The organism is Bradyrhizobium sp. 44 (assembly GCF_023073095.1).
Lineage (GTDB): Bacteria > Pseudomonadota > Alphaproteobacteria > Rhizobiales > Xanthobacteraceae > Bradyrhizobium.
Genome location: NZ_JADPIY010000033.1, coordinates 116,254 through 139,144, shown reverse-complemented (window position 1 = coordinate 139,144; position 22,891 = coordinate 116,254). Strand labels below are relative to the sequence as shown.

The window sequence follows — 22,891 nt, the reverse complement described above, 5'->3', positions numbered from 1 at the left end:
GCAGGTCCCTTACAACGCAGCCATCGCCGCCCTCCGAGCTAAGCTTGGGGGCAGAAAAGTCAATGTTAACATTGGCAAATGCGGTTAATGGCCCGCCCGCCGACGATATGTCACATAGGAGTAGTCGGCGCTGTCGTGGGGTCCGGCAGGATGACGGATGCGCTCCACCTCATCCCACTCGGCCCTGTCGATGCCGAAATGCGTGTCGCCCTCGGGGCGGGCATGCACTTCCGTGATTTCGAGGCGATCGGCGCGATCGAGCCATTGCCGGAAGATTTCGGCGCCGCCAATCACGGCGATCTCGGTGACCGAACGCCGCAGGGCATCGCCGCGCGCGATGGCGTCTGCCTCATCAGTCGATGTCGTCACGATGGCGCCGGCGGCGCGATAATCCGCATCGCGCGTGACGACGATGTTGGTGCGGCCGGGAAGCGGCCGGGGCAGGGATTCGAAGGTCCTGCGGCCCATGATCACGGGCTTGCCGATCGTGAGCGCCTTGAAGCGCGCCATGTCGGATTTCATTCGCCACGGCATGGCGTTGCCGGCGCCGATGACGCCGTTCTCCGCGATCGCGACGACGAAGACGATCTCCATCAGGACGCGCTCCCGGCAAGCCGCGTCAACGCAGGCCCGGTGACGCGGCACAGCGTCCAGTCGTCCAGCATGACGGCACCGAGGGATTTATAGAAGGCGATCGACGGCGCGTTCCAGTCGAGCACCGCCCATTGCAGCCGGGACCAGCCGTTTTCGACGCATTCCCTGGCAAGATGCACGAGCAGAGCCTTGCCGAGGCCCCTACCCCGATGCGACGGCCGCACATACAAATCTTCGAGATAGATGCCGTGGCGGCCGCTGAACGTCGAGAAATTCGCAAACCACACCGCGAAGCCGACCGGCTCGCCGTTCCACTCGGCGAGGGCGCAATGGAGTTGCGGTCGCTCGCCGAACAGTGCGTCGGCGATGTCAGCCTCGGTCGCCTCGACCTCGTGCGAAAGCTTTTCGTACTCGGCGAGCTCGCGGATGAAAGCGAGAACCAGCCCGCCTTCGCCGGGACGCACACGGCGGATATTGAGCGACATCGGCGTCAGACCGCGACCGCGGCCTTGATGTGCGGATGCGGGTCGTAGCCGACGAGCTCAAAGTCCTCGTAACGGAAGGAGAAGATGTCCTTCACGTCGGGGTTGATCCGCATCACCGGCAGCGCGCGCGGCGCGCGCGTGAGCTGGAGCTTCGCCTGCTCCAGATGGTTGGAATAGAGATGAGTGTCACCGAATGAATGCACGAAGTCGCCGGGCTTCAAGCCCGTGACCTGCGCCACCATCATGGTGAGCAGCGCGTAGGAGGCGATGTTGAAGGGCACGCCGAGGAACACGTCAGCCGAGCGCTGATAGAGCTGGCACGACAGCTTGCCGTTGGCGACATAGAACTGGAACAGGCAGTGGCACGGCGGCAGCGCCATCTTGTCGACCTCGGCCGGATTCCAGGCCGAGACGATCAGCCGACGCGAGTCCGGATTGCGCTTGATCATGTCGATGACGTTCGCGATCTGATCGATACTGCGTCCGTCCGGCGCGGGCCAGGAGCGCCACTGATGGCCGTAGACGGGGCCAAGATCGCCATTGGCGTCGGCCCACTCGTCCCAGATGGTGACGCCGTTGTCGCGCAGATATTTGATGTTGGTATCGCCCTTCAGGAACCACAACAGCTCATGCACGATCGCCTTCAGCGGCAGGCGCTTGGTGGTCAGCATCGGAAAGCCGGCAGATAGATTGAAGCGCATCTGATGGCCGAACACCGACAGCGTGCCGGTGCCGGTCCGGTCGGTTTTTTCGGCGCCGTCTGAAAGAATCCGCTCGAGCAGGTCCTGATACTGGTGCATGTGCGTGAGCCTTTGGGGAGGCGGCGAATTTAGCGGCCGCCCCCACGCTGCGACAGCGGCGATTCGCCATCCCTGGGCATTATACCCGGAAAAGTGAGCGTTCCCGGTGCAAACGACAAGGGGCGGAACTTAGCGTCCCGCCCCTCGTCTATCAGATTGATCCTGCTGGCCAACTTGCCGGCTTGGGTTCGAGCCACGGCGCGCCGGCAGGCGCGTCGCCCTCAGTTCTCGGACTCTGTGAACACCTCGTCGCGCTTGGCACGCAACGCGGGCAGCACCGTGAGCACCAGGAGGAAGGCCGCGATCGCCAGCAGCACGGCCGACAGCGGACGCGTCAGGAACACGCTCCAATCGCCGCGCGAGATCAGCAGCGCGCGGCGCAGATTCTCTTCCATCAGCGGTCCGAGCACCATGCCGAGCAGCAGCGGCGCCGGCTCGAAATCGTGCTTGATCAGCCAGTAGCCGACCAGACCGAACACGCCTGCGAGGATGACGTCGACCGGCGCGTTGTTCACCGAGTAGATGCCGATCGCGCAGAAGATCACGATTGAGGGGAACATCAGCCGGTAAGGGACGCGCAACAGCCGCACCCAGATTCCGACCAGCGGCAGGTTGATGATGATCAGCATCAGATTGCCGATCCACATCGAGGCAATCATGCCCCAGACCAGTTCCGGCTGCTTCTGCATCACCTGCGGACCCGGCACGATGCCGTGGATGGTCATCGCGCCCACCATCAGCGCCATCACGGCGTTGGGCGGGATGCCGAGTGTCAGCAGCGGGATGAACGAGGTCTGCGCCGCGGCGTTGTTGGCGCTTTCCGGTGCCGCCACGCCCTCGATCGCGCCACGGCCGAACCGCGACGGGTTCTTGGCGATCTTCTTCTCGAGCGTATAGGACGCAAAGGACGCGATGACAGCGCCACCACCCGGCAGGATGCCGAGGATCGAGCCGAGCACGGTGCCGCGCAGGATCGCAGGCGCCGAGTCGATCAGGTCTTTCCTGGTCGGCATCAGGCCGGTGATCTTCTGCTGCACGAGGTCGCGGTTCATCTCGGCGCCGGCGTCGAGGTTGCGGATGATCTCGGCGAAACCGAACACCCCCATCGCCACCGTCGCAAAGCCGAGACCGTCGGCGAGTTCCGGAATGTTGAACGCCATGCGCGAGGCGCCGGTCTCGATGTCAGAGCCGACCATCGACAGCATCAGGCCGAACACGATCATAGCGATCGCCTTCAGCACCGAGCCCTTGGCCAGCACCACCGCGAAGATCAGGCCGAGCACCATCAGCGAGAAATATTCGGCCGGACCGAACGCCAGCGCGAGCTTGGTCAGAGGCGCGCCGAGCACGGCGATGAGCACTGTCGCGACGCAGCCGGCGAAGAACGAGCCGATCGCCGCGATCGCCAGCGCCGGGCCGGCACGGCCCTGCTTCGCCATCTGATGGCCGTCGATGGCGGTGACGACCGACGTCGCCTCACCGGGAATATTGACCAGGATCGAAGTGGTCGAGCCGCCGTACTGGGCGCCATAATAGATGCCGGCGAGCATGATCAGCGCGCCGACCGGCGGCAATCCGAACGTGATCGGCAGGAGCATCGCCACGGTTGCGACGGTGCCGATACCGGGCAGCACGCCGACCAGCGTGCCGACCAATGCGCCAATCAGGCACATGAGAATGTTGATCGAGATCGGCAGAGACAGACCGTAGAGCCACCACGGTGACCACCACGAGATCTGAAACACCACACCGAAACCGAGGCCCAGATTGTGGAAGAGATCGAACATCACACCCTCACTGAACCAGGAAGCGCGGGAACATCGGCATCGGCAGTCCGAGCACGTAGGGGAAGAGCAGCGCGCAGCCGAGCGTCAGGCAGGCGCCGACGATGACCGCTTCGACCCAGCGCGTCTCATGCGTGCCCATCGCCGCGATCAGGAAGCTCGAGAATGCCGTAACCACCACCCCAAGCGGACGAATCGCCAGCGCGAAGAAGACGATCGAGATCATCACGAAGAGCGGCCCGCGCCAGGCATAGTGCGCCATGCTCGGCCCGTCGGTCAGCAGTCCCGTCAACGCAATGCCCGCGCCAAGTGCGACGAGCAGTCCGCCAAACATCCGCGGCGCCGTGCCGGCGCCAAAGGAGAAGCCGCGCATCCCCTGCAAATCGCTGGAGGCCCACAGTGCGAACAGGGCGAGCGCCATCAGCACGATCCCGCCGACATAATCCTGCGCCGACCTGATCGTCATGAAGAACGTGAGAATAGCCACCGCAAAGATCGGATAAGAATAGATCAGCGCCAGCAGCACGTCGGATGACGCCTTCTTAGTGTCACCGCCGACCGCCCCGAGCAACGCGCCGGGCGCCCCCGCGAGCAGCGCCGTAGCGTGGCTGATCACGACAGCGGCCGGGCCGCGTCCGGCGCCCCAGCCAAAGATCGTCCCGAACGACCAGATGAATTCGAAGATCTGCGGCGCTATGGCCAGCAGACAAAAGCTGATCACCACCGAGGTGTTTCGGTTGGCTGTCGCCGAGTGGCCCATCGTATCGGCCATGCATGTCTCCTCCGCGACCCGTAAGCCACGAGCACTGTTGTTCTAATCGGCTGGAAATCGATGCCCCGCCCGGATCCCTGCCTAGCCATTTTCATTACACAATGCCAGCAAAACCCAACAAGCCCCCGACCAGCAAAATCCAAAGTGGATTGATGCGCGAGACGGATGCGACCACTGCAACCGTCGCGGTCAGAAGCAGCGCAGCAAGCGTGCGATCGGTCGACTCGGCGAGGATCAGGGCGCTCGCCGCCATCAGACCGATCGAGAGCGGAACCAGTGCAGCCTGGATCAGCCCGGGCCAGCGCGATTGGCTCGGCCGGTTGAGGAGCCGGCTGACATAATAGGCAAGCAGCGCGGTGGGCAGGCACATGGCCAAGGTCGCCGCCAGGGCACCGGGAATGCCGGCGACGGCATAGCCGATTAACGTGACGATAAGGACGTTCGGACCTGGCGAGAGCTGCGCGATCGCATAGGCGTCGGCGAACTGCTTGTCGGTCATCCAGTGATGCACATCGACTGCGATGCGGTGCATCTCGGGCACCGCCGCTGCGGCGCCGCCGACTGCGAACAGCGACATCAGACCGAAGGTCGAGATCAGCGCCCAGATCGGGTTCTCCGCGTTCATGCTGCTACCTTCCGCCGCATCAGGAAAATGGCGCTGACGCTGACGGGGATCGCGACCAAAAGCACGACCTGGAGCGGCAGGCGAAGGACGCCGATGGCGAGGAAGACGCCCAGCATCAGGATGAGCGCGACGGCGTCCAGCCGCTTGAGCAGCGGCGTCATCATCCGGAAGACCACCGCGATCAAGAGACCGACGGCCGCACAGGAGATGCCCGCGAGAATGCGGCGCAGCACCTCCACATCGCCGAACCGGGCGTAGACGATCGCGAGCACCGTCATGATCAGCGTGGGCGGCAGCAACAGCCCCGCGAAGGCGGCAATGCCGCCGGCGATCCCGCGCAGCCGCGCGCCGAACACCATCGACAGATTGACGATGTTGGGCCCGGGCAGGAAATGGCAGAGCGCAAACGTCTCGTTGAACTCGTCCGCCGTCATCCAGCGGTGCTGCTCGACGATGGCCTGCCGGGCGAAGACCAAAACCCCGCCGAAGCCCGCCAGCGACATCCGGGCGAAGGCCAGGAACAGCGCGAGCAAGCCCGGCGGAACAGCACTGATGGCTGGACCGCCCGGCTCGCGATCTCGTTTTTGGGCAGCCGGTGCGGAATCCTCGGACATGTCAGGAGCTTAGAACGCCGGCCGGCACGCGGCCAAGCCTGCCGGGAACCTATCCCAAGGGAACCTCGGAATGGTCGCTCGAAACACCTGTTATTTGAAACATTTGCCCCCTATATTGGGAGTGCCGGTTCGCCGGCTATGGAAATAAACGGTCGTCGCAATAAACCATTCGGACCCGGGGGCGGTACCCGGCGCCTCCACCAAAGCCCACCAGTGGGCTGGCCCTGAAAGCGGGCTTTGGCGGGGGCGAAATAGGATCGACGAGGGCGTAAAGGGCGTTCTTTTTCTCGGTATTGTTCCGCCGTTATCGGGCTATGCAATAGTTGCCAACGACAACTTTGCTCCGGTTGCTCAGGCTGCGTAACGCAGTTTGAAAGACCATTCTGAAGTCCTAACGGGTTAAGCTCCGTTAGGCGGGGTTCGGAGGCACCTGGCAACAGAAGCCTCCACTTACCTCTTATTTCCTACCCCGCGGGGACTCCTGTTGACCCGTCAGGCGCGGTACTATTGCGGCTTGGCGAGTCGGGCCGGCAGGGCCCAGCTCCTGGAATGCAACAGGACCACCATGGCGACCGATCATATCCGATACGATGTGCTGGCCCGCGACGCGCTGCGCGGCGTGTTGCGCAAGGTGCTGACCGACGCCGCGTCCCAGGGACTGCCCGGCGAGCATCATTTCTTCATCACCTTCGTGTCGAAGGCTGACGGCGTGAAATTGTCGTCGCGGCTGCTGGCCCAATATCCGGAAGAGATGACGATCATCCTGCAGCACCAGTTCTGGGATCTGACCGTGCTCGAGGACCGCTTCGAGGTCGGCCTGTCCTTTGGCGGCATTCCGGAGCGGCTGATCGTGCCGTTCAGCGCCATCAAGAGCTTCCTCGATCCGTCCGTGAAATTCGGCCTCCAGTTCGACACCTCCGATGTCGCCGACGTCTCGGACGAGACATTGCCGGCCGCTCCCGCCCCGTCCGCGGTCGCGGTGCCCCCTGCCACTGAACCTGCGGAAGGCGCCGAAGAGCCGGCGGCTCCGAACCAGGGCGGCGCCGAAGTCGTGCGATTGGACCGTTTCCGCAAGAAATGATCTAGATCGGGCCGGAGCCCGTCGCAGGCGGCCAAACTCCCTATATAGAGGCGCATGAAGAGGCCGCGTGGCATTTCGTGCGGCGGAATGGATGTGCTCATGGCCAAGACCTCCGGCTCGAAGACTTCTCGCGCGAAGACCGACGGCTCCTCGCGCCCGGCGACCCGCACCGAGACCGACAGCTTTGGCCCGATCGAGGTCCTCGCCGATCGCTATTGGGGGGCGCAGACCGAACGCTCGCGCCAGAATTTTCGCATCGGCACCGATCGCATGCCGATCTCGCTCGTGCATGCGCTCGGCATCGTCAAGCTCGCCGCGGCGCAATCCAACCAGGAGCTCGGCCTGCTCGACCAGCGCCGCGCCAATGCCATCATCCGCGCCGCGCGCGAGGTGATCGAGGGCAAGCTGGACGATCATTTCCCGCTGGTGGTGTGGCAGACCGGCTCGGGCACGCAGAGCAACATGAATCTCAACGAGGTCATCGCCAACCGCGCCAATGAGCTCCTGGGCGGCGAGCTCGGTGCCAAGAAGCCGGTGCATCCCAACGATCACGTCAACATGAGCCAGTCGTCGAATGACTCGTTCCCGACCGCGATGCACATCGCGGCGGCAAGCCGCATCAACGCCGATCTCGTCCCTGCCCTCGGCGAATTGCTGCGCGCGCTGCGCAAGAAGGAGAAGGAGTTCGCAAAGATCGTCAAGATCGGCCGCACCCACACCCAGGACGCGACGCCGCTGACGCTCGGCCAGGAATTTTCCGGCTATGCCGCCCAGGTCGAAAGCGGCATCGCCCGGCTCAAGGTCGCGGTGAAGGAGCTCTATCCGCTGGCGCAAGGCGGCACCGCCGTCGGCACCGGGCTCAATTCGAAGCCGCGCTTTGCAAAACTGTTCGCAAAGCACGTTGCCGGGATTACCAAGCTGCCCTTCACCAGCGCCGCCAACAAATTCGAGGCACTGGCCTCGAACGACGCCTATGTGCTGGCGCACGGCGCCATCAACTCGGTCGCGACAGGCCTGTTCAAGATCGCCAACGACATTCGCCTGCTTGGATCGGGCCCGCGTTCGGGCCTCGGCGAACTGATGCTGCCGGAGAATGAGCCGGGCTCCTCGATCATGCCGGGCAAGGTCAATCCGACGCAGTGCGAGGCGATGACCATGGTGTGCTGCCAGGTGTTCGGCAATCACACCGCGATTACGGTCGCCGGCAGCCAGGGCCATTTCGAGCTCAACGTCTACAAGCCCGTGCTGGCCTACAACATGCTGCATTCGATCCGGCTGATGGCGGACGCCGCGCGCTCCTTCACCGAGCATTGCGTCAGCGGCATCCGCGCCGACGAGAAGCGCATCAAGGAGCTGATGCAGCGTTCGCTGATGCTGGTGACGGCGCTCGCCCCCAAGATCGGCTACGACAACGCGGCCAAGGTGGCCAAGACGGCGCATGCCAACGGCACCACCCTGAAGGAAGAGGCGCTGCGGCTCGGCTTCGTCTCGGCGGAGGAGTTCGACCGCCTGGTGCGCCCCGAGAAGATGACCAGCCCGGGATAAATTCCGAATTCCGATAGCCATCCGTAATGATACGGAGCCCCAAGCTCCATTAAATGTAGGGCTTAAAGGACGGGATTTGATTACCGTCAATGTCGCGGCGGGATTGCGTGTTACGCAGCCCCTCCGCCCCCACGGGGCGGAATTCATCGTTTGATGGCCCAAGGGTCGATTGACGAGGACAAGCGAATGGCGATCAAGTCTCATTGGGCGCAGTGCCGCGCACAGTTTCTGAATGTTTCATCCTGCCCACGGAGGATCGGATGATGGAGACGCGACATGGGGAACGTCATCAACCTGAATCGTTTCCGGAAGCGCGCCGAGCGGCAAGCCACGGCGAAGCAGGCGGACGCCAACCGAACGAAGTTCGGCCGCACGAAGGCGGAGCGGTCGGCGGAGGAGACGCGCGCGGACCAGGCGAAGGCGCACCTGGACCAGCACCAGATCGATCGCGAGGAGCAGCCATGAAGTCGCCCGTCGTGAAACGGTCGATCGTCGTCGCCGGTCACAAGACCAGCGTCAGCCTGGAAGAGGCGTTCTGGAACGGCATGAAGGAGATCTCGGGCCTGCGCAACATGACGCTGTCCGAGCTGGTCGGCGAGATCGACGGCAACCGCCAGCAGGGCAATCTGTCCTCGGCGATCCGCCTGTTCGTGCTCGACTACTTCAAGAGCCGCGCCATGGCCGCCATCCAGGCGGAAAAGGTCCCGGCCCAGTAGCCGTCTTGGTGCCGAGATTGGCGCCCGATCCTGGCGCCAATCGCCTCCGTCACGAAGCTGGTACTTTAAAATCACTCTAAGGTGCAGTTTCAGCGACCGAGCGCGCTTGACCTCGATGCCCTGCGTTGAAAATACAGGGCATGACCGACATCCATGATACGCGTCCGCAGATGCCGCTCGGCCTGGCCCAGCGCGGCTATACCGGCGTCATCCAGCACCTTTCCCCCAAGGACGCGGGCTCGGCGCTCTCGGACATCGAGCTCGAGAGTCGGCTGATCGAGCTCGGCTTCGTCGAGGGCGCCCGGGTCGAGGTCCTGCACGAGGGGCTGGTCGGGCGCGACCCGATCGCGGTCCGGGTCGACAGCATCACCATCGCGGTCCGCCGTCGCGAAGCCATGGCCATCATCGTCGCCTGAAGCGACCGGACCCCAACTTCATGGAATTGCCCCTACTTCATCTCGCCCTGGTGGGCACGCCAAACAGCGGCAAGACCTCGCTGTTCAATGCGCTGACCGGCAGCCGGCAGAAGGTCGCGAACTATCCCGGCGTCACCGTCGAGCGCAAGGAAGGATTCTTCGTCACGCCGTTGGGCCGCCAGGTCTCCGTGGTCGACCTGCCCGGCACCTATTCCCTGCGCGGCCGCAGCCCGGACGAGGAGATCACCCGCGACTTCGTGCTCGGCAAGGCTTCCGGCGAGACCCTCCCCGACCTCGTGCTGTGCGTGGCGGATTCCACCAATCTGCGCCTGACCATCCGCCTGCTGCTGGAGCTCAAGCGCACCGGCCGTCCGATGATCCTCGTGCTCAACATGTTCGACATCGCGACCCGCCGCGGCATCACTGTCGACGTCGAGCGGCTCGCCAAGGAGCTCGGCGTGCCCGTGGTCACCTCGATCGCGGTGCGCAAGGGCGGCACGGCCGACCTGCTGTCGCTGACCGACGAGATTTCGGCGAAGCTCGCCGCCGAGCCGGGCGAGAACAATTGGCGGGCGCTCAGCGTGGCCGATCTGCGCGCCACCCAGCGCGAAGCCGACCGCATCATCGCCGATTGCGTCAGCCTTCCCAGCCGGCCCGACACCTGGACGGCGCGGATCGACGCGATCGTGCTGCATCCCGTCGGCGGGCTGATCGTGCTCGCGGCCATCCTGTTCGTGATGTTCCAGGCGGTGTTCGCCTGGGCGCAGCCGCTGATGGAGCTGCTCAACTCGGGCTTCGACTCCCTCGGCGAGTTCGTGCACGCCACCCTGCCCGCCGGCCTGCTGCAGAGCTTCCTTCAGAACGGCGTGATCTCAGGCGTCGGCAGCGTCATCGTGTTCCTGCCGCAGATCATCATCATCTTCCTGTTCATCCTGCTGCTGGAAGATTTCGGCTACATGGCGCGAGCCGCGTTCCTGATGGACCGCATCATGGGCGGCGCCGGCCTGCACGGCCGCGCCTTCATCCCGCTGCTGTCGAGCTTTGCCTGCGCCATCCCCGGCATCATGGCGACGCGCGTGATCGACAACAAGCGCGACCGGCTGACCACGATCCTGATCGCGCCGCTGATGACCTGCTCGGCGCGCATTCCCGTCTACACGCTGATCATCTCCGCCTTCATTCCGGCAAAAGACGTCTGGGGCTTCATCAACCTCCAGGGCCTCGTGATGTTCGGCCTCTACGCGGTCGGCATCGCCAGCGCGCTGGCCGTCTCGTTCCTCATCAAATTCTTCATGCTGCGCGACTATGCGCCGGCGCCGTTCATGCTGGAGCTGCCGGACTACAAGGTGCCGCGGCTGAAATCGATCGCGATCGGCGTCTACACGCGGGCCAAGATGTTCCTGCACCGCGCCGGCACCACGATCTTCTCGATGATGGTGCTGATCTGGTTTTTGGCCTCGTTCCCGCAGCCGCCCGCGGGCGCCACCGAACCGGCGATCGACTTCAGCCTGGCCGCGATCATCGGCAAGGCGCTCGAGCCGCTGCTGGCGCCGGTCGGCTTCAACTGGCAGATCGCGGTCGCGCTAATCCCTGGCATGGCGGCGCGCGAGGTCGCGGTCGCAGCACTCGGCACCGTCTATGCGATCGAAGGCGGCAAGGAAGCGGCCGAGCAGATCGGCCAGGTGCTGGCGACGAAATGGTCGCTCGCGACCGCGCTGTCGATGCTGGCGTGGTACATCTTCGCCCCGCAATGCGCATCCACGCTGGCCGTGATCCGGCGCGAGACCGGAAGCTGGACCTGGATGGCCGTCACCTTCTTCTACATGCTGGTGCTGGCCTATGCCGCGAGCCTCCTGACTTACAACGTCGCGGTCGCGTTCGGAGCGGGCTAGCCACGTCTCGAAACCAAAAAGCGCGAAAACAACCCCATGCACAGTAGACGGGGGTTGTGAAATCAATGGCTTACGCGTGTGCTAAAATCAGCTGACCGCAGCTGGCCAGAACCAACGCCTTGCGCACAAGGCCGGTTGCGCCGTCGGGCAAAACAGGCGCATGATGGCATTGTCGGAGAATTGGTGAGACGCGCGGTGACGGCAGGATACCGAAGCGTGGCGCGCCTCCTCAGCCGCTGGCCTGTGTTGCCGGGATCGACACCGTGAACACCGTTTCATCCCGCATCGACGACGCGACGATCAACCCACCATGGGCGCGCGCAATCTCCTGGGCGATGTACAGTCCGAGTCCAAGCCCTTGTTGGTTCGGCTGAACGTCGCCGCGGTCGAACGCAGTGAAAAGGCGCGGCATCGCTTCCGCCGGAATTGGCGCACCTTTGTTGACAACGCTGATGTCGAAGCCAGCTCCGGTCGCCTGCGCCAGGACCCTGATCGGCTCGTTGGCGTCTCCATAGGAAATCGCGTTGCCGAGAAGATTGGACAGCATCTGGCCTATGCGGCCGGCGTCGATTCTGACAGTCCCGGAGACGTTGATGACCGTTTCGATGACCCGATCCGGATGCACGTTCTCGAACTCCGCGACGATCTGCTTGATGACAGGCTCGAGTGCCTGCTCTCTCAGCTTGAGCTGCATCCCAGCGCCGAGCCGCGTGCGGGCGAAGTCCATGACATTGTCGATCAGGCCCGCCATCCGGGCCACACTTCCCTGCAGGAGGTTGATCCAGTTCTTCCCCTCGTCATCGACCTTATTGTTCAGAAGCCGCAGGCCCCCCTGAATCGAGGCAAGAGGATTTCGGAGGTCGTGACCGAGCACGGCGATGAACTGTTCGCGCAGTTCGGCATTGCGTTGTTCCAGCGCGAGCCTGTTCTCGATCAGTTCGACCCGGTCGGCCGCGTCGAGGTGAGACGCGATCAGCTCCGCAAACAGCTTGAACATGCCGATGACCTCGGGGGTCCGAAGCTTGCGCGGCTTCGGATCGATCGCGCAAAGAGTTCCGAAGAATGAACCGTCGGGAAGAATGATGGGCACGGAGATGTAGCTTTGGAAGCCATATTGCGCGGGCGTGTGATGCTTGCAGTAGGCGGCATCTTCGCTGACATTGTCGATGACAACAGCCTCACGGCTCTGCCGAATCTCATGGCAGATCGTGGTCTCGACCTTGAGCTCGTCACCGGGTTTCAGCCCGAACGCAAGTTCATCACGCGAGGCACAGGTGATCCACCTGTCCCCGGTGACGCGGGCAACGGCCGTAAACCCCATGCCGGTGGTCCGGCTGACCACGTCGAGGATGGTCGAGACCGCAGCGATTCCGCTGACCTTGGCTATGTCGCGCTCGAAATCCATTGCCACTCCGCGTCGGAACATTCGCTGGACGACCGTCACCCCCAACGAAAGCGCGTCCTTGCAATGGTAGGAAGCACTGCCCGTTATTCCGCGTCAATGTCATTCGATGCCGCTCGCCTGGAACGACGCGGTGAACATCGTTTCATGCCAATTGCAACGGCAAGGAAGTCCGCCGTTGCAGCTACCGTCCGCGCCGCCGGGAGCTGACCTCGGGTCTCCCCTCGGGGGCCGCCCACCCCTGGACACTCACATCCGCCAGCGCGTCGAATATAGCCGCTGTGCGTTGCAGGCGGGCGATCGTACGTGCGCCTTCGACGGCAGCGGCCAATGCGGAAGCGGTCGAAGATGCGCGCGCGGACGTGAAACCGCACCCTCTGAAATGCTCCGCGACGATCTCGGTTGAATCAGCAAATCCGCGCGCGACCCGTTCGGTCAGTTCAGCGTCGAGTGCAGGAAGCTCATTCGCCAGATTCTGCATGAGACAGCCATACTGGAAATCAGAGGCGACCATCTCGGCCGCGAACGCGCCGAAAATCTGGCGAACAAAACTCAGGGCATCGCCGGTCGTATTCGCCGAGATCGCCCCCAACACAGCCATTCTAGTCGCAACGTAATGATCGATTGCTTCTTCTGCGAGCTGTGCCTTACCGCGCGGAAAATGAAAATAGAACGATCCTTTAGGCGAGCCGCTTTCTTCGATGATCTGGCTCAATCCCGTCGCAGTGTAGCCTTGGATGCGAAACAGTCGCTCGGCAGTGGCAATCGCGCGATCGCGGGCGTCAGTCTTACGGGGCATCCCGTCAGCATAACACGCCTGGCTTGACATCGCTATGGTGATCGCCATGATATGGCGATCACCATAGTAAATGTGCCCGCCGTATCACCGCTATCAGATTCACTTCCAGAAGTTGCAGTCTCGGACATTTCACTCTCACAGATTGCTGCGCAGGACATACTCAAATGAGCTCAAGCAACTTCGATTTCGGCAATTGTTCTAGCGAACGGGACCACCGAGATGGCCTCTAGATCCTGCGCGATGATGCTTTTAGGAGCTGCCATGTTCACTGCGATGTCCAGCCGCGTCGTTTCCGGAGAAACTTCAAGCGATGCCATCTGGCACAATAAAATCCCTGTCGCTTTGAGCGAGCCTGCCGTTGATATCGATAAGGATCCGAACCTTCTGCACAGATATGCGGACAATGCGGGAACGAAAATCCACTACGTCACCATGGGATCCCATCAAAAACCGCTGATGGTGTTCGTGCACGGATTTCCTGACTTCTGGTACTCCTGGAGAAATCAGATCCAGGCATTTTCAGCAGATTATCAGGTGGTCGCTCTCGATCTGCGCGGATACGATTTGAGCGATCGGCCGGAAGGCGTCGAGAACTATAAGTTTCCGGTTCTCCTTGATGACATCCGTGCCGTGATCAATGCAGAGAGAAACGGTCGCAAGGCCATCCTGATCGGGCACGACTGGGGCGCCGCTTTGTCGTGGCTATTCGCCGGGCAAAATCCGGACCTGATCGAAAGACTTGTCGTCCTCAGCGTTCCTCATCCTGGCGCCATCACGCGGGAATTGCTCCCTTGGAACCACCCTATCGCGCAGGCCAAGGCCAGCGCCTACGCCACACGCTTCTTCGCTCGAGGCAAAGGCGACAATTTGACTGCGCAGCATTTGGCATACTGGGTTGTCGATCCACAGGTGAGGAGTCGATACGTCGAGGCTTTCGCGAAATCTTCCATCTCGTCCATGATGAATTATTACAAGGCCAACTACGCGTTTTCCCAGCTTGCGCTCAATCTTTTCGACCCAACCATGAAGAAGCTCACCGGTGCCGTGATCAAATGCCCGGTCTTGCATCTGCACGGAATCGAGGAGAGCCACGCTTTGCTAAGCACGATTGAACTGGAAAAGTCATGGATTGAAAATCCCGACAATCTTACGGTCAAGATCGTGCCTGACGTTGGCCACTTCATTCAGCATGAAGTGCCTGATTACCTTAATCAGACGATTGCCTCCTGGTTGAAAGATTCAGGAAGCTGAGCCCGGTCTTGCGAGGCTAAGCGCACCGAGGCTTCGCGAAGATCACCTCGCCGACCTCGTCACACTGCATCTCGATGCGAGCATCCGGCTCAGTGGGCTCGCTCAGTGGGCTCGGTCGGTGGACCGGAGCCTGCGCTGACGCCGTCTTCGTCCGAATCATTCTCCGGCTCCTGGATCAGCACCGCCGGTTCGTCATAACCCTTGCGGCTGCTGTAGAACACCAGCGCCATCAAGCCGATGCCGACCACCAGCGAAAACACGACGCCGAGCACCAGTGCGACATAGCCCGACGCTGGCACCTCCGTCGTCGTGCTGAACCAGCCGAGATAGCCGAGCGCGCCGGCACCGACGAGGAAGGCGCATAGCACCGCTATGACCAGCCATCTGGCGATCTTGCCGTCCCCGGGAGCGGGTGATTCCGGTTGCCCGTCTGTGCTGTTCATGGATCTCTCCTCCTGGCGCACGCGTCGCGCGGCCGTCCCATTGCGCTAGGGGGCGGTGGCCTTGGTCGCGATCGCGTGCAGGGCCGCCGTCATGGCGACAATTGCAGCCTTGGCCGGCTCGCCGATGCCGTGACGCCCGGCGATATACGCCGGATCATTGTAGGACAACCAGGTCGCGCCTTGTTCGTCCTGCCAGACCAGCGCCTTCAGCGGCAGATCGATGCCGCTGGTCTGCGACTGCTGCATCAATGGCGTACCACCCCTTGCATTTCCGAAGAGGATGAGATTGGTCGGGCGTAACGGCAGGCCGGCAGCGGCGGCGCCCGCGGCATGATCGACATGGGCGAATATTGTGAGGCCCTTGACCATCACTTCCTCTTCCAGCCGCTTCATCGTCTCTTCAGGCCCGAAACTGCTCCTGATCGTGATCAGTCCGTCGACGGCCATTGCTTGGGTCTCCCATAAACATGTCGCAGCAACCAAAGCGAGGATCTTGAGCAGCGCCGAAACCCTCATGATCACACGCTCATTTCTTGCGGAATAGTTTTGCCGGATCGAATTCCGGGTCCGGAATGAAGCCGTCGCGGTTGGGCATGTTGATCTTCGGCAAGCTGTCCTTATCAACCTTGCCGTCGGGGGGAACGATGCCATTCAGACTCAGGATGTAGGCGGTGACGGCATAGGTGTCGTCGGTGCTGAGCGAACCCGGTGTGGGATATGGCATCGCGCGGTGAATGTAGTCGTACAAGGTCGTCGCATAGGGCCAGAAGCTGCCGACGGTCTTGACCGGCGCGCTGGAGGCGAGTGTGCCCTGCCCACCGGCCAGACGATCCTTGATCCCGCCCTGGCCGTTGTCGCCATGACAGGCCGTGCAATTGTCGGCGAAGACCTGCTTACCCTGCGCAACCGTGCCGCTGCCGACAGGCAGCCCCTTGCCATCGGGTGTGACGTCGATGTCCCATAACTTGATCTCCTCCGGAGTCGCGGGACGGCCTAAATCGAATGCAAATGCGGGCGCCGCGAGCAGGCCGAGCGCGAGAGCCGCTGCGACAAGCCGATTGTCATGCGAGGACATTGCGGACCCTCCCGGCCTCGTCGATGCTCCAGGTCTGCTGGGCGTTGTAGTGGAACAGCGCATTGCTCCCCATCGCGGCGATGAAGGATTGCCGGTCCGGCTGAACGTTGCCTTGCTCGTCGGTCGCGCGGCTCACGATCCTTGTCGGCTTTCCGTCCCAGACCCAGTCCATCTGGAATCGAACTTGTGCCTTGGACAGCACCGGCTGATTCAGCTGCGCCTGTTTCCAGAATTTCGCGCCGTCGGTCGATATCTCGACCTTGGCGATCTTGCCATGGCCGCTCCAGGCCAGACCGGAGATAATGTTGTAGCCGGGCCGGATCTGCATCGTGCCCGAGGGCTGTGTGATGACGGAGTTGGTTTCCATCCTCAGCTGGAACTGGCGGGCCTTGCCGTTGGCGAGCAGTTGCGTGTAGCGCGCCGTCTCCCAGCGGGTCATCCAGGGCTCAGTGCCGAACTTGAGACGGCGCAGCCATTTGATGTTGAGGTTGCCCTCGAAACCCGGCATCACCAGTCGCATTGGAAACCCGTGCGCGGGGCGCAGTGGTTCGCCGTTCTGACCGTAGGCGACAAAGGCCTCGTTCACGATTTCGTCGGTCAACGGAATGCTGCGGTCGACGCCCGCGCCGTCGCCTCCCTCCGCGAGCATCCAGTTCGAGTTCTTCTCCTTGCCCGCGAGACCAATGAGGAACTTCAGCGGAACGCCAGTCCATTCATTGGTGCTGACGAGGCCATGCGTGTTCTGCACCGTCAGGTCAGGGTCTGCCTTCTTCCAGTTTTCCCAGCCGTTTCCGGTGCATTCGATGAAGACCACGCGCGTGACGGACGGCATCCGCTTGAGATCGTCGACGCTGAACACCAGCGGCTTCTGAACCAGACCATGGATGAGCAGACGGTGCTGCGCGGGATCGATGTCCGGCACCCCGGAATGGCTGCGCTCGTAATGCAGATCGGTTGGCGTGATGTTGCCCACCAGCTTCTGATGCGGCGTCTTGGAGTTGATGGCATCACTGGGGTCGACGTTGCGCTTGCCTGGTGTTGCCTCAGGAATGCGATCGATCTTGACGAAGCGCGATCGTTCGCTGTGCGCACCGAGATCGGCGCCGGGCCCGCGATCAGGGATTTCGGCCAGGGTTTGCGCCGCCGCCGCTTCGGTCGCAACCGCCCCCAGAACGCCCGCCGACAGGCCTCCCACGAAACCGCGGCGCGAGACGCTCGCGGACCGTTGCAGTGATTCGATTTGCGTTTTGGACGTCATGCAATCTCCGTCGACCTTCGTGCTTGTTTGGAAATTCCGCCGCTTTTCCATGGAGACATTGACCGGATGCCGCCGAAATTGCCCGTTAGGATGTGTTAGAAATCATGAGGGGCGGCGAAGGCGCGTCATCCTGACCTGCTCCGAAAGCGGCTATCCGGGTCCATGGATCATTTCAGCACCGAGAACCTGACGGCCGAGAGGCTGAACGAAAATCATCTCGCCGACCTCGTCGCATTGCATCTCGATGCGGACGTTTCGCGCTATCTCGGCGGCGTCCGCCCGGCGGAGAGGACGAAGACCTATCTGGACGCAAATATCTCCCATTGGGACCAGTATGGCTTCGGGCTGTGGGTGCTGCGAACGAAAGACGGGGCATTCGCCGGGCGAGCGGGCATCCGGCACATCCTGGTGGACGATATCGACGAGATCGAGATTGCCTACGCGTTCAAGCGCGAATGCTGGGGCCGCGGCCTTGCAAGCGAGACCGCGACCGCGCTGACCGATATCGGACTGCTACACCACGAGCTGCCGTCCCTCATCGGCCTGGTCTATGTCGGCAATGGCGCATCGCGCCGCGTTCTGGAGAAGTCCAACTATCTCCTCGAGCGAAGCACGTTCCGTCACGGCGAGAACGGCGTTCTCTACCGGATTCGTCGCTGAGAGACGGCCTGACGATCATTCGGTGCGCAGGCGAACAACCGATCGTGGCAGCGAGGCCAGAAACAACACCGCGCAAACGCAGAGCAGGACGATGTCCTTGAACAGAAATTCGCCGGTCAGATTCCACGCCATCGGATCGGATGAAAGGCTCCATTTGACGACGCCGGGCGTCGTGAAGAAGAACGACCAGGTGATCGCAAAGGTCACCATGCCCATGAATGAACCAAGCGCGGACGAGACCGGGCTGAAGCTGCCTGCCGCGAGCAGCGCCGCAATCACGAATTCAGCGACGCCGAGGACATAGGCCTCTCCCCTCAGGCCGAACACCGACAGCCAGGAGATGAACGGGCTATTGCTGATGAACTGGGCGATCCCCTGGGCGGACTGCGGCGTGAATTTCTGCATGCCAAACGATACGAATATGATCACCATGACCCAGCGCAGAATGGCAAGAGGACGATAGGAACCACCCCCGACCTCAGCGACGTTGAACTCTTTCATCCGACCATGTCTCCCCGGTTTCACATCCATCAGCTCTGCGAGACTACGCTCGCTGAAGGCTGTACGAAGGGGAGCTTCGGTCGTTACCCGCGTCGGCAGGTTTCGGAGATCACGGATGCGTGCGATGCTTTCAGGCGGCCCGTCGTTCCTTCTCCCGATCTCGCACCGTGCTGACCCCAAAAGCTAGAAGTCCGGAGCCGCAGAGCAGGATGGCGGCGGCAATGAAGGCGCTCCGGTATCCACTGCTGTCGTACAAGAATCCTCCGAGGGAGGCGCCCGCCGTGATGGCGAGTTGGATCACCGCGACCATCAGCCCGCCGCCCGCCTCCGCATCCTCAGGCAGCGCCCTGCTCATCCAGGTCCACCAGGCGACCGGCGCGGCCGTGCCGATGAGGCCCCAACCGGCCAGCAGCACGGTGACAACGATGGTTGAACTTCCGAAGGCGATCAAGCCGAGGGCAAGGGCCGCCATCGCAAGCGGCATCCCGATCAGAAGTGCTTGCAGGCTCCGCCTCAGAAGGAAGCTGATGAGGTAGGTCCCCAGCAGGCCCGCGACTCCGAGCACGAGCAGGATGGCCGAGAGCGTGGAGACGTCTACGCGCGTCACGGTCTCCAGAAATGGCCGCAAATAGGTGAAAAGCGCGAACTGGCCCATGAACAGGAGAGCGACCGAGAGCATCCCAATGCCGACAGACCGCCGGCGGAGCAACCCAAATACGTTCCCTGCGGCGTCGCGCTCCGAAGGCATCGAGGGCAATGTCGCGTATTGCCAGACCAGGGTGATGATCGCGAGCGGGACGACGCAGAAGAAGGCGCCTCGCCAGCCGATGAACTGACCTAGAAAGCTCCCGACCGGCGCGGCGATCGTTGTCGCCAGCGCGTTGCCACCATTGAGGAGGCTAAGGGCGGCCGCGACCTGCTGCTCCGGCACAAGGCGCATCACGGTGGCCGCCGACATCGACCAGAACCCACCGATGACGACCCCGATCAGCGCGCGCCCTACCATGAACACCAGCGCGTTCGGCGCCAGCGCCACCATCAGCCCCGAAACGATCATCAGCGAGGTGAGGCCCAGCAGAAGACTGCGCCGATCAATGCCCCGCGTCACCGAGGAGATCGCAAGGCTGGCGAAGACGGCGAACAGTCCGGAGACTGCGATGGCCTGGCCCGCCTGCCCCTCGGTCATGTGGAGACCGGTCCCGATGGGGGTCAGCAGGCTGACTGGCATGAACTCGGACGCAATCAATGTCCCGACGCAGAGGGTCAGCGCAAAGACCGCGCTCCATGCCGGACCGGGCGACAGCGTCTCGTTTTTTGGGGCGAGTTGTACGCTCATGAAACCTCTTCCGATCGACTGGGCGCGCTCGCCCGGGTCAGATGATGCGCCCGATGAAGTGTCTTCACATTCGGTACTGCTCGTCGCCGACCTTCTCCATCCAGTCGACCGCTCGGCCGTCCTGCGATTCCTGGATGGCAATGTGCGTCATGGCTGTGGTGGCCGACGCGCCGTGCCAGTGCTTCAACCCTGGAGGAAACCAGATGACGTCGCCGGGCCTGATCTCCTGGACAGGACCGCCTTCCCGCTGCACCCAGCCGAGCCCTGCTGTCACGATCAGCGTCTGCCCAAGCGGATGCGTGTGCCAGGCCGTGCGTGCGCCAGGTTCGAAAGTGACCTGGGCGCCGCTCACGCGTGCAGGCTCGGGAGCCGCGAACAACGGGTCAATGCGCACCGTCCCGGTGAACCAGTCTTCAGGGCCCTTCTGGGAAGGGCGAGATCCGTTTCTCTTGATGTCGATGTCCATTGCAGTCTCCTTCAGTGCTTCGGACGCGCGCGCCGGGGCCAGTCGAATTCCGACGAGGGCGGAGGCGCTTCCGCCAACGAGTATGTCTCTGCGTGTCACCATGGCATGTCTCCGCTCGTGGAGGATCGCGAGCGGGATTGTCGACCGAGGCATTTTCGTTCTTTCAGCGGGGTCGCTTCTCGATGACGTCCTTGACGACAGGTGCCGCGGAGAAAGCATTGGGCCATCCGGCGTAGAAGGCGAGATGGCCGAGCACCTCGCCGGCTTCCTCCCGCGTCAGCCGTTGTCCATTGCGCGGTTCAGATGATAGGTGATCTGCGCAACCTGACCCGTGGCAATCAGCGCGCTCACGGTCACCAGGCTGCGGTCGCGCGGAGCCAGCGCCGGCCTGAGCCAGAGATCGCGGAACAGCACGTCGGTCGTATACTGGACAAGGCTCGGCGTGATCTGCCCGAACTGCTCTCCGACGCGCGTTGCCCGCTGCTTCTCCGCCGCTTCGTCGAGCGGCAGCTGCGGTCCCGTCGCGGGCGGGAGCTGATCGGCGCCGATGTTGCGGCTCTCGAAGACTTGCTTCGCAGCCGGGATCGCATCAATCGCGTTGGCCCAGCCGGTGTAGAAGGCCAGATGCGTGATGATCTCCGATATTTCCGACGGCTTCACGCCATTCTCCAGCGAGAGACCCAGATAGTATGGCAGCTCCACCGTCTGACCACGTGCGATGAGAGCTGCGACGGTGACGATGCTGCGGTCCCGAGGCGAGAGACCCGGTCGCTTCCACAGATCGCCATCGACAAATTTTTGCGCGTAGCCTTCGAGGGCTGGCGCGACCGCACGGATGTCTTCCGGCTTTGATATGGTCTTTGCTCCGTCGCTGGATGCGTCTTTCGCCGCGACCGGGCCGTCAGCAAACAGGCAGAATGAAAACAAGGCCGCTGCGAGCATTCTCATCGCGTGGATCCTTCCAGATTTGCCGGTGCGCCATCAGCCACAAGGCGACGAGTGCTGGGCAGAGTTCGGACGTCGATCGCGCCCGGCTGCGACCAATCCGATCGCGGGCTGGCGAGCCCTTGGGCGATGACGAGATCAAGTGGCCCCTCATGTTGATGAGAAAGTAAGGCTTCCGCCCCGGTCCGATTAGGTGATAAAATTCGAATGCAGTCATAAGACAGGCTTATCAATGAACCGGGATGACGCCAGCGATATCCTGGCCTTCCTCGCCGTGGCGAGGGAGCGCAACTTCACGCGTGCCGCAGCCAAGCTTGGTATGACGCAATCGGCGCTGAGCCAGATCGTCCGAAAGTTGGAGGAGCGCCTGGGCGTCCGTCTTCTCAACCGAACGACCCGGAGTGTCACGCCAACCCAAGCCGGAGAACGGCTGTTCCTGAGCCTCGGGCCCAAATTCACGGAGATGGATGCTGATCTCGCCGCCTTGAGCGAACTCCGGGAAAAGCCCGCGGGAACCGTACGGCTGACCGCCACGGAGTACGCCGCCGCCGAGATCCTGCTGCCGGCGCTGGGGAAGATTCTTCCCCAGTATCCAGACATCCACGCCGAAGTGATCATCGACTACGGGCTCACCAACATCGTGGCGCAGCAGGTCGACGCGGGAATTCGTCCGGGCGAGCTCGTCGCCAAGGACATGATCGCTGTGCGAATAAGCCCCGATCTTCGAATGGCCGTCGTTGGATCGCCGTCCTACTTCGCTGAACGCAAGCGACCCCAGGACGCCTCAGGATCTAACTGGGCACAATTGCCTGAATCTGCGCCTACCGACTCACGGCGGCAGCCTCTACGCCTGGGAGTTCGAGAAGAACGGTCGGGAGCTCAACGTGCGCGTGGAAGGACAGCTCGTGTTCAACAGCGCAGGGCTTCTGCTGGAGGGCGCGCTCAAAGGCTTCGGACTTGCCTACCTCACCGAAGGGCACGTGCAGCCATACATCTCGCAGGGCCGGCTGATCAGGGTGCTGTCGGATTGGTGTCCGCCGTTCTCGGGTTACCACCTTTATTATCCCAGTCGGCGCCAACCTTCACCGGCATTCTCGCTGCTCGTCGAGACCCTTCGATATCGCGGCAAGTAGAACTCACAGCCGCTCTCACGGTGCCGGACAATCCTCGGCCGGGCACGACTGCTACCTGAAATACCCCAGCACGAGATCGACATCCGCGCTGCCGGCGGCCGTGCCGTTCAGCTCGGCGTCGATGACGCGGCGGCAGGCTTCGATAGCGGCATGGTCACCGAGGTCGTTGGCGGCTTCCAGCACGAGCCAGGCGGCATCGACCGAGGCCTGGTCGGCCGCTCCGCCGCCGATCTCGCCGGCTGCGGCCTTGTTGAGGTTCTTCTTGCGAACGGCGGTGCCGAATTGAGGCAACATTGCA

26 protein-coding genes, 1 other RNA gene and 2 pseudogenes are annotated in these 22,891 nt (G+C 62.7%); 11 read left to right on the top strand and 18 right to left on the bottom strand.

What is annotated here, in order from left to right; all coding sequences use genetic code 11:
- Positions 1-84: 84 nt before the first annotated feature.
- The 7 genes from IVB41_RS32010 to IVB41_RS31980 all read right to left on the bottom strand — a co-directional run bounded on the left by IVB41_RS32010 (position 85) and on the right by IVB41_RS31980 (position 5,674).
- Complete coding sequence (locus tag IVB41_RS32010) at positions 85-594, bottom strand: dihydrofolate reductase (protein ID WP_247358802.1); 510 nt, start codon at positions 592-594, stop codon at positions 85-87.
- On the bottom strand, positions 594-1,079 hold the full coding sequence (locus tag IVB41_RS32005; protein WP_247438452.1) for a GNAT family N-acetyltransferase: 486 nt from the start codon (positions 1,077-1,079) through the stop codon (positions 594-596). Before IVB41_RS32005 ends, IVB41_RS32010 begins: the two co-directional genes overlap by 1 nt.
- Positions 1,080-1,084: 5 nt before the next feature.
- Positions 1,085-1,879: a thymidylate synthase gene (locus tag IVB41_RS32000; protein WP_007613362.1), complete on the bottom strand. Its 795-nt coding sequence runs from the start codon at positions 1,877-1,879 to the stop codon at positions 1,085-1,087.
- Positions 1,880-2,100: 221 nt separating this feature from the next.
- On the bottom strand, positions 2,101-3,666 hold the full coding sequence (locus IVB41_RS31995) for a tripartite tricarboxylate transporter permease (protein WP_007600973.1): 1,566 nt from the start codon (positions 3,664-3,666) through the stop codon (positions 2,101-2,103).
- Between the two features lie 7 nt (positions 3,667-3,673).
- Positions 3,674-4,435, bottom strand: coding sequence for a tripartite tricarboxylate transporter TctB family protein (locus IVB41_RS31990; protein ID WP_027570793.1), 762 nt, complete (start codon positions 4,433-4,435; stop codon positions 3,674-3,676).
- 94 nt (positions 4,436-4,529) lie between these two features.
- Complete coding sequence (locus tag IVB41_RS31985; RefSeq protein WP_027519544.1) at positions 4,530-5,060, bottom strand: chromate transporter; 531 nt, start codon at positions 5,058-5,060, stop codon at positions 4,530-4,532.
- Entirely contained in the window at positions 5,057-5,674 is a 618-nt protein-coding gene (locus IVB41_RS31980) for a chromate transporter (protein WP_247438450.1), read from the bottom strand. Before IVB41_RS31980 ends, IVB41_RS31985 begins: the two co-directional genes overlap by 4 nt.
- A gap of 84 nt (positions 5,675-5,758) precedes the next feature.
- Between IVB41_RS31980 and ssrA the strand changes: the two genes are divergently transcribed.
- The 7 genes from ssrA to IVB41_RS31945 all read left to right on the top strand — a co-directional run bounded on the left by ssrA (position 5,759) and on the right by IVB41_RS31945 (position 11,324).
- Positions 5,759-6,125, top strand: a transfer-messenger RNA (tmRNA) gene (ssrA, locus tag IVB41_RS31975).
- Positions 6,126-6,239: 114 nt separating this feature from the next.
- A complete protein-coding gene (locus IVB41_RS31970) occupies positions 6,240-6,755 on the top strand; it encodes an SspB family protein (protein WP_247438448.1) in 516 nt (171 codons plus the stop codon).
- Between the two features lie 87 nt (positions 6,756-6,842).
- Positions 6,843-8,300: a class II fumarate hydratase gene (fumC, locus tag IVB41_RS31965; protein WP_407062511.1), complete on the top strand. Its 1,458-nt coding sequence runs from the start codon at positions 6,843-6,845 to the stop codon at positions 8,298-8,300.
- A 276-nt stretch (positions 8,301-8,576) separates the two neighbouring features.
- A complete protein-coding gene (locus tag IVB41_RS31960; protein ID WP_027570789.1) occupies positions 8,577-8,765 on the top strand; it encodes a DUF4169 family protein in 189 nt (62 codons plus the stop codon).
- Positions 8,762-9,016: a ribbon-helix-helix domain-containing protein gene (locus IVB41_RS31955; RefSeq protein ID WP_007600962.1), complete on the top strand. Its 255-nt coding sequence runs from the start codon at positions 8,762-8,764 to the stop codon at positions 9,014-9,016. Before IVB41_RS31960 ends, IVB41_RS31955 begins: the two co-directional genes overlap by 4 nt.
- Positions 9,017-9,156: 140 nt before the next feature.
- Entirely contained in the window at positions 9,157-9,432 is a 276-nt protein-coding gene (locus tag IVB41_RS31950; protein ID WP_007600961.1) for a FeoA family protein, read from the top strand.
- 20 nt (positions 9,433-9,452) lie between these two features.
- The gene (locus IVB41_RS31945; RefSeq protein WP_247438444.1) at positions 9,453-11,324 is read left to right on the top strand and encodes a ferrous iron transporter B; all 1,872 of its coding nucleotides are present in this window, start codon (positions 9,453-9,455) and stop codon (positions 11,322-11,324) included.
- 229 nt (positions 11,325-11,553) lie between these two features.
- Here the strand turns inward: IVB41_RS31945 and IVB41_RS31940 are convergent, their stop codons facing one another.
- Together IVB41_RS31940 and IVB41_RS31935 are read right to left on the bottom strand one after the other, a co-directional pair.
- On the bottom strand, positions 11,554-12,729 hold the full coding sequence (locus tag IVB41_RS31940) for a GAF domain-containing sensor histidine kinase (protein ID WP_247438442.1): 1,176 nt from the start codon (positions 12,727-12,729) through the stop codon (positions 11,554-11,556).
- A 181-nt stretch (positions 12,730-12,910) separates the two neighbouring features.
- Positions 12,911-13,525: a TetR/AcrR family transcriptional regulator gene (locus IVB41_RS31935; protein ID WP_247438629.1), complete on the bottom strand. Its 615-nt coding sequence runs from the start codon at positions 13,523-13,525 to the stop codon at positions 12,911-12,913.
- Between the two features lie 261 nt (positions 13,526-13,786).
- Here IVB41_RS31935 and IVB41_RS31930 point away from each other — a divergent pair, with 261 nt between their 5' ends.
- Positions 13,787-14,776, top strand: a complete 990-nt coding sequence (locus IVB41_RS31930) for an alpha/beta fold hydrolase (protein WP_247438440.1) — start codon at positions 13,787-13,789, stop codon at positions 14,774-14,776.
- Positions 14,777-14,865: 89 nt separating this feature from the next.
- On the opposite strand, the gene IVB41_RS31925 is transcribed toward IVB41_RS31930, so the two are convergent.
- The 4 genes from IVB41_RS31925 to soxC are packed head-to-tail and all read right to left on the bottom strand — an operon-like array spanning position 14,866 to position 17,552.
- The gene (locus IVB41_RS31925; RefSeq protein WP_027570784.1) at positions 14,866-15,219 is read right to left on the bottom strand and encodes a hypothetical protein; all 354 of its coding nucleotides are present in this window, start codon (positions 15,217-15,219) and stop codon (positions 14,866-14,868) included.
- 45 nt (positions 15,220-15,264) lie between these two features.
- Entirely contained in the window at positions 15,265-15,735 is a 471-nt protein-coding gene (locus tag IVB41_RS31920) for a DUF302 domain-containing protein (protein WP_027570783.1), read from the bottom strand.
- Positions 15,736-15,745: 10 nt separating this feature from the next.
- The gene (locus IVB41_RS31915; RefSeq protein WP_027570782.1) at positions 15,746-16,294 is read right to left on the bottom strand and encodes a c-type cytochrome; all 549 of its coding nucleotides are present in this window, start codon (positions 16,292-16,294) and stop codon (positions 15,746-15,748) included.
- Positions 16,281-17,552 (bottom strand): sulfite dehydrogenase, encoded by a 1,272-nt coding sequence (gene soxC / locus IVB41_RS31910; RefSeq protein ID WP_247438627.1) that lies wholly within the window; start codon positions 17,550-17,552, stop codon positions 16,281-16,283. The genes IVB41_RS31915 and soxC overlap by 14 nt, the downstream gene beginning before the upstream one ends.
- Positions 17,553-17,714: 162 nt before the next feature.
- Between soxC and IVB41_RS31905 the strand changes: the two genes are divergently transcribed.
- Positions 17,715-18,212: a GNAT family N-acetyltransferase gene (locus IVB41_RS31905; RefSeq protein ID WP_247358781.1), complete on the top strand. Its 498-nt coding sequence runs from the start codon at positions 17,715-17,717 to the stop codon at positions 18,210-18,212.
- Between the two features lie 15 nt (positions 18,213-18,227).
- On the opposite strand, the gene IVB41_RS31900 is transcribed toward IVB41_RS31905, so the two are convergent.
- The 4 genes and pseudogenes from IVB41_RS31900 to IVB41_RS31885 all read right to left on the bottom strand — a co-directional run bounded on the left by IVB41_RS31900 (position 18,228) and on the right by IVB41_RS31885 (position 21,463).
- The gene (locus tag IVB41_RS31900; RefSeq protein ID WP_247438438.1) at positions 18,228-18,713 is read right to left on the bottom strand and encodes a YkgB family protein; all 486 of its coding nucleotides are present in this window, start codon (positions 18,711-18,713) and stop codon (positions 18,228-18,230) included.
- Positions 18,714-18,843: 130 nt separating this feature from the next.
- Positions 18,844-20,049, bottom strand: a complete 1,206-nt coding sequence (locus IVB41_RS31895) for an MFS transporter (protein ID WP_027570778.1) — start codon at positions 20,047-20,049, stop codon at positions 18,844-18,846.
- 64 nt (positions 20,050-20,113) lie between these two features.
- Positions 20,114-20,509, bottom strand: coding sequence for a cupin domain-containing protein (locus tag IVB41_RS31890; RefSeq protein WP_247438625.1), 396 nt, complete (start codon positions 20,507-20,509; stop codon positions 20,114-20,116).
- A 169-nt stretch (positions 20,510-20,678) separates the two neighbouring features.
- Positions 20,679-21,463: pseudogene (locus IVB41_RS31885) on the bottom strand (carboxymuconolactone decarboxylase family protein).
- 229 nt (positions 21,464-21,692) lie between these two features.
- Between IVB41_RS31885 and IVB41_RS35985 the strand changes: the two are divergent.
- Positions 21,693-22,241: pseudogene (locus IVB41_RS35985) on the top strand (LysR family transcriptional regulator); the annotation flags it as partial.
- Positions 22,242-22,344: 103 nt separating this feature from the next.
- Entirely contained in the window at positions 22,345-22,593 is a 249-nt protein-coding gene (locus IVB41_RS35980; RefSeq protein ID WP_407062510.1) for a LysR substrate-binding domain-containing protein, read from the top strand.
- Between the two features lie 51 nt (positions 22,594-22,644).
- Here the strand turns inward: IVB41_RS35980 and IVB41_RS31875 are convergent, their stop codons facing one another.
- Positions 22,645-22,887, bottom strand: coding sequence for a hypothetical protein (locus IVB41_RS31875; RefSeq protein ID WP_247288059.1), 243 nt, complete (start codon positions 22,885-22,887; stop codon positions 22,645-22,647).
- Between the last annotated feature and the right edge of the window lie 4 nt (positions 22,888-22,891).

Coding starts and splice junctions, on each gene's coding strand:
- IVB41_RS32010 (WP_247358802.1), bottom strand. CDS start 594: ATGGAGATCGTCTTCGTCGTCGCGATCGCGGAGAACGGCGTCATCGGC.
- IVB41_RS32005 (WP_247438452.1), bottom strand. CDS start 1,079: ATGTCGCTCAATATCCGCCGTGTGCGTCCCGGCGAAGGCGGGCTGGTT.
- IVB41_RS32000 (WP_007613362.1), bottom strand. CDS start 1,879: ATGCACCAGTATCAGGACCTGCTCGAGCGGATTCTTTCAGACGGCGCC.
- IVB41_RS31995 (WP_007600973.1), bottom strand. CDS start 3,666: ATGTTCGATCTCTTCCACAATCTGGGCCTCGGTTTCGGTGTGGTGTTT.
- IVB41_RS31990 (WP_027570793.1), bottom strand. CDS start 4,435: ATGGCCGATACGATGGGCCACTCGGCGACAGCCAACCGAAACACCTCG.
- IVB41_RS31985 (WP_027519544.1), bottom strand. CDS start 5,060: ATGAACGCGGAGAACCCGATCTGGGCGCTGATCTCGACCTTCGGTCTG.
- IVB41_RS31980 (WP_247438450.1), bottom strand. CDS start 5,674: ATGTCCGAGGATTCCGCACCGGCTGCCCAAAAACGAGATCGCGAGCCG.
- IVB41_RS31970 (WP_247438448.1), top strand. CDS start 6,240: ATGGCGACCGATCATATCCGATACGATGTGCTGGCCCGCGACGCGCTG.
- fumC (WP_407062511.1), top strand. CDS start 6,843: ATGGATGTGCTCATGGCCAAGACCTCCGGCTCGAAGACTTCTCGCGCG.
- IVB41_RS31960 (WP_027570789.1), top strand. CDS start 8,577: ATGGGGAACGTCATCAACCTGAATCGTTTCCGGAAGCGCGCCGAGCGG.
- IVB41_RS31955 (WP_007600962.1), top strand. CDS start 8,762: ATGAAGTCGCCCGTCGTGAAACGGTCGATCGTCGTCGCCGGTCACAAG.
- IVB41_RS31950 (WP_007600961.1), top strand. CDS start 9,157: ATGACCGACATCCATGATACGCGTCCGCAGATGCCGCTCGGCCTGGCC.
- IVB41_RS31945 (WP_247438444.1), top strand. CDS start 9,453: ATGGAATTGCCCCTACTTCATCTCGCCCTGGTGGGCACGCCAAACAGC.
- IVB41_RS31940 (WP_247438442.1), bottom strand. CDS start 12,729: ATGGATTTCGAGCGCGACATAGCCAAGGTCAGCGGAATCGCTGCGGTC.
- IVB41_RS31935 (WP_247438629.1), bottom strand. CDS start 13,525: ATGCCCCGTAAGACTGACGCCCGCGATCGCGCGATTGCCACTGCCGAG.
- IVB41_RS31930 (WP_247438440.1), top strand. CDS start 13,787: ATGTTCACTGCGATGTCCAGCCGCGTCGTTTCCGGAGAAACTTCAAGC.
- IVB41_RS31925 (WP_027570784.1), bottom strand. CDS start 15,219: ATGAACAGCACAGACGGGCAACCGGAATCACCCGCTCCCGGGGACGGC.
- IVB41_RS31920 (WP_027570783.1), bottom strand. CDS start 15,735: ATGAGGGTTTCGGCGCTGCTCAAGATCCTCGCTTTGGTTGCTGCGACA.
- IVB41_RS31915 (WP_027570782.1), bottom strand. CDS start 16,294: ATGTCCTCGCATGACAATCGGCTTGTCGCAGCGGCTCTCGCGCTCGGC.
- soxC (WP_247438627.1), bottom strand. CDS start 17,552: ATGACGTCCAAAACGCAAATCGAATCACTGCAACGGTCCGCGAGCGTC.
- IVB41_RS31905 (WP_247358781.1), top strand. CDS start 17,715: ATGGATCATTTCAGCACCGAGAACCTGACGGCCGAGAGGCTGAACGAA.
- IVB41_RS31900 (WP_247438438.1), bottom strand. CDS start 18,713: ATGAAAGAGTTCAACGTCGCTGAGGTCGGGGGTGGTTCCTATCGTCCT.
- IVB41_RS31895 (WP_027570778.1), bottom strand. CDS start 20,049: ATGAGCGTACAACTCGCCCCAAAAAACGAGACGCTGTCGCCCGGTCCG.
- IVB41_RS31875 (WP_247288059.1), bottom strand. CDS start 22,887: ATGTTGCCTCAATTCGGCACCGCCGTTCGCAAGAAGAACCTCAACAAG.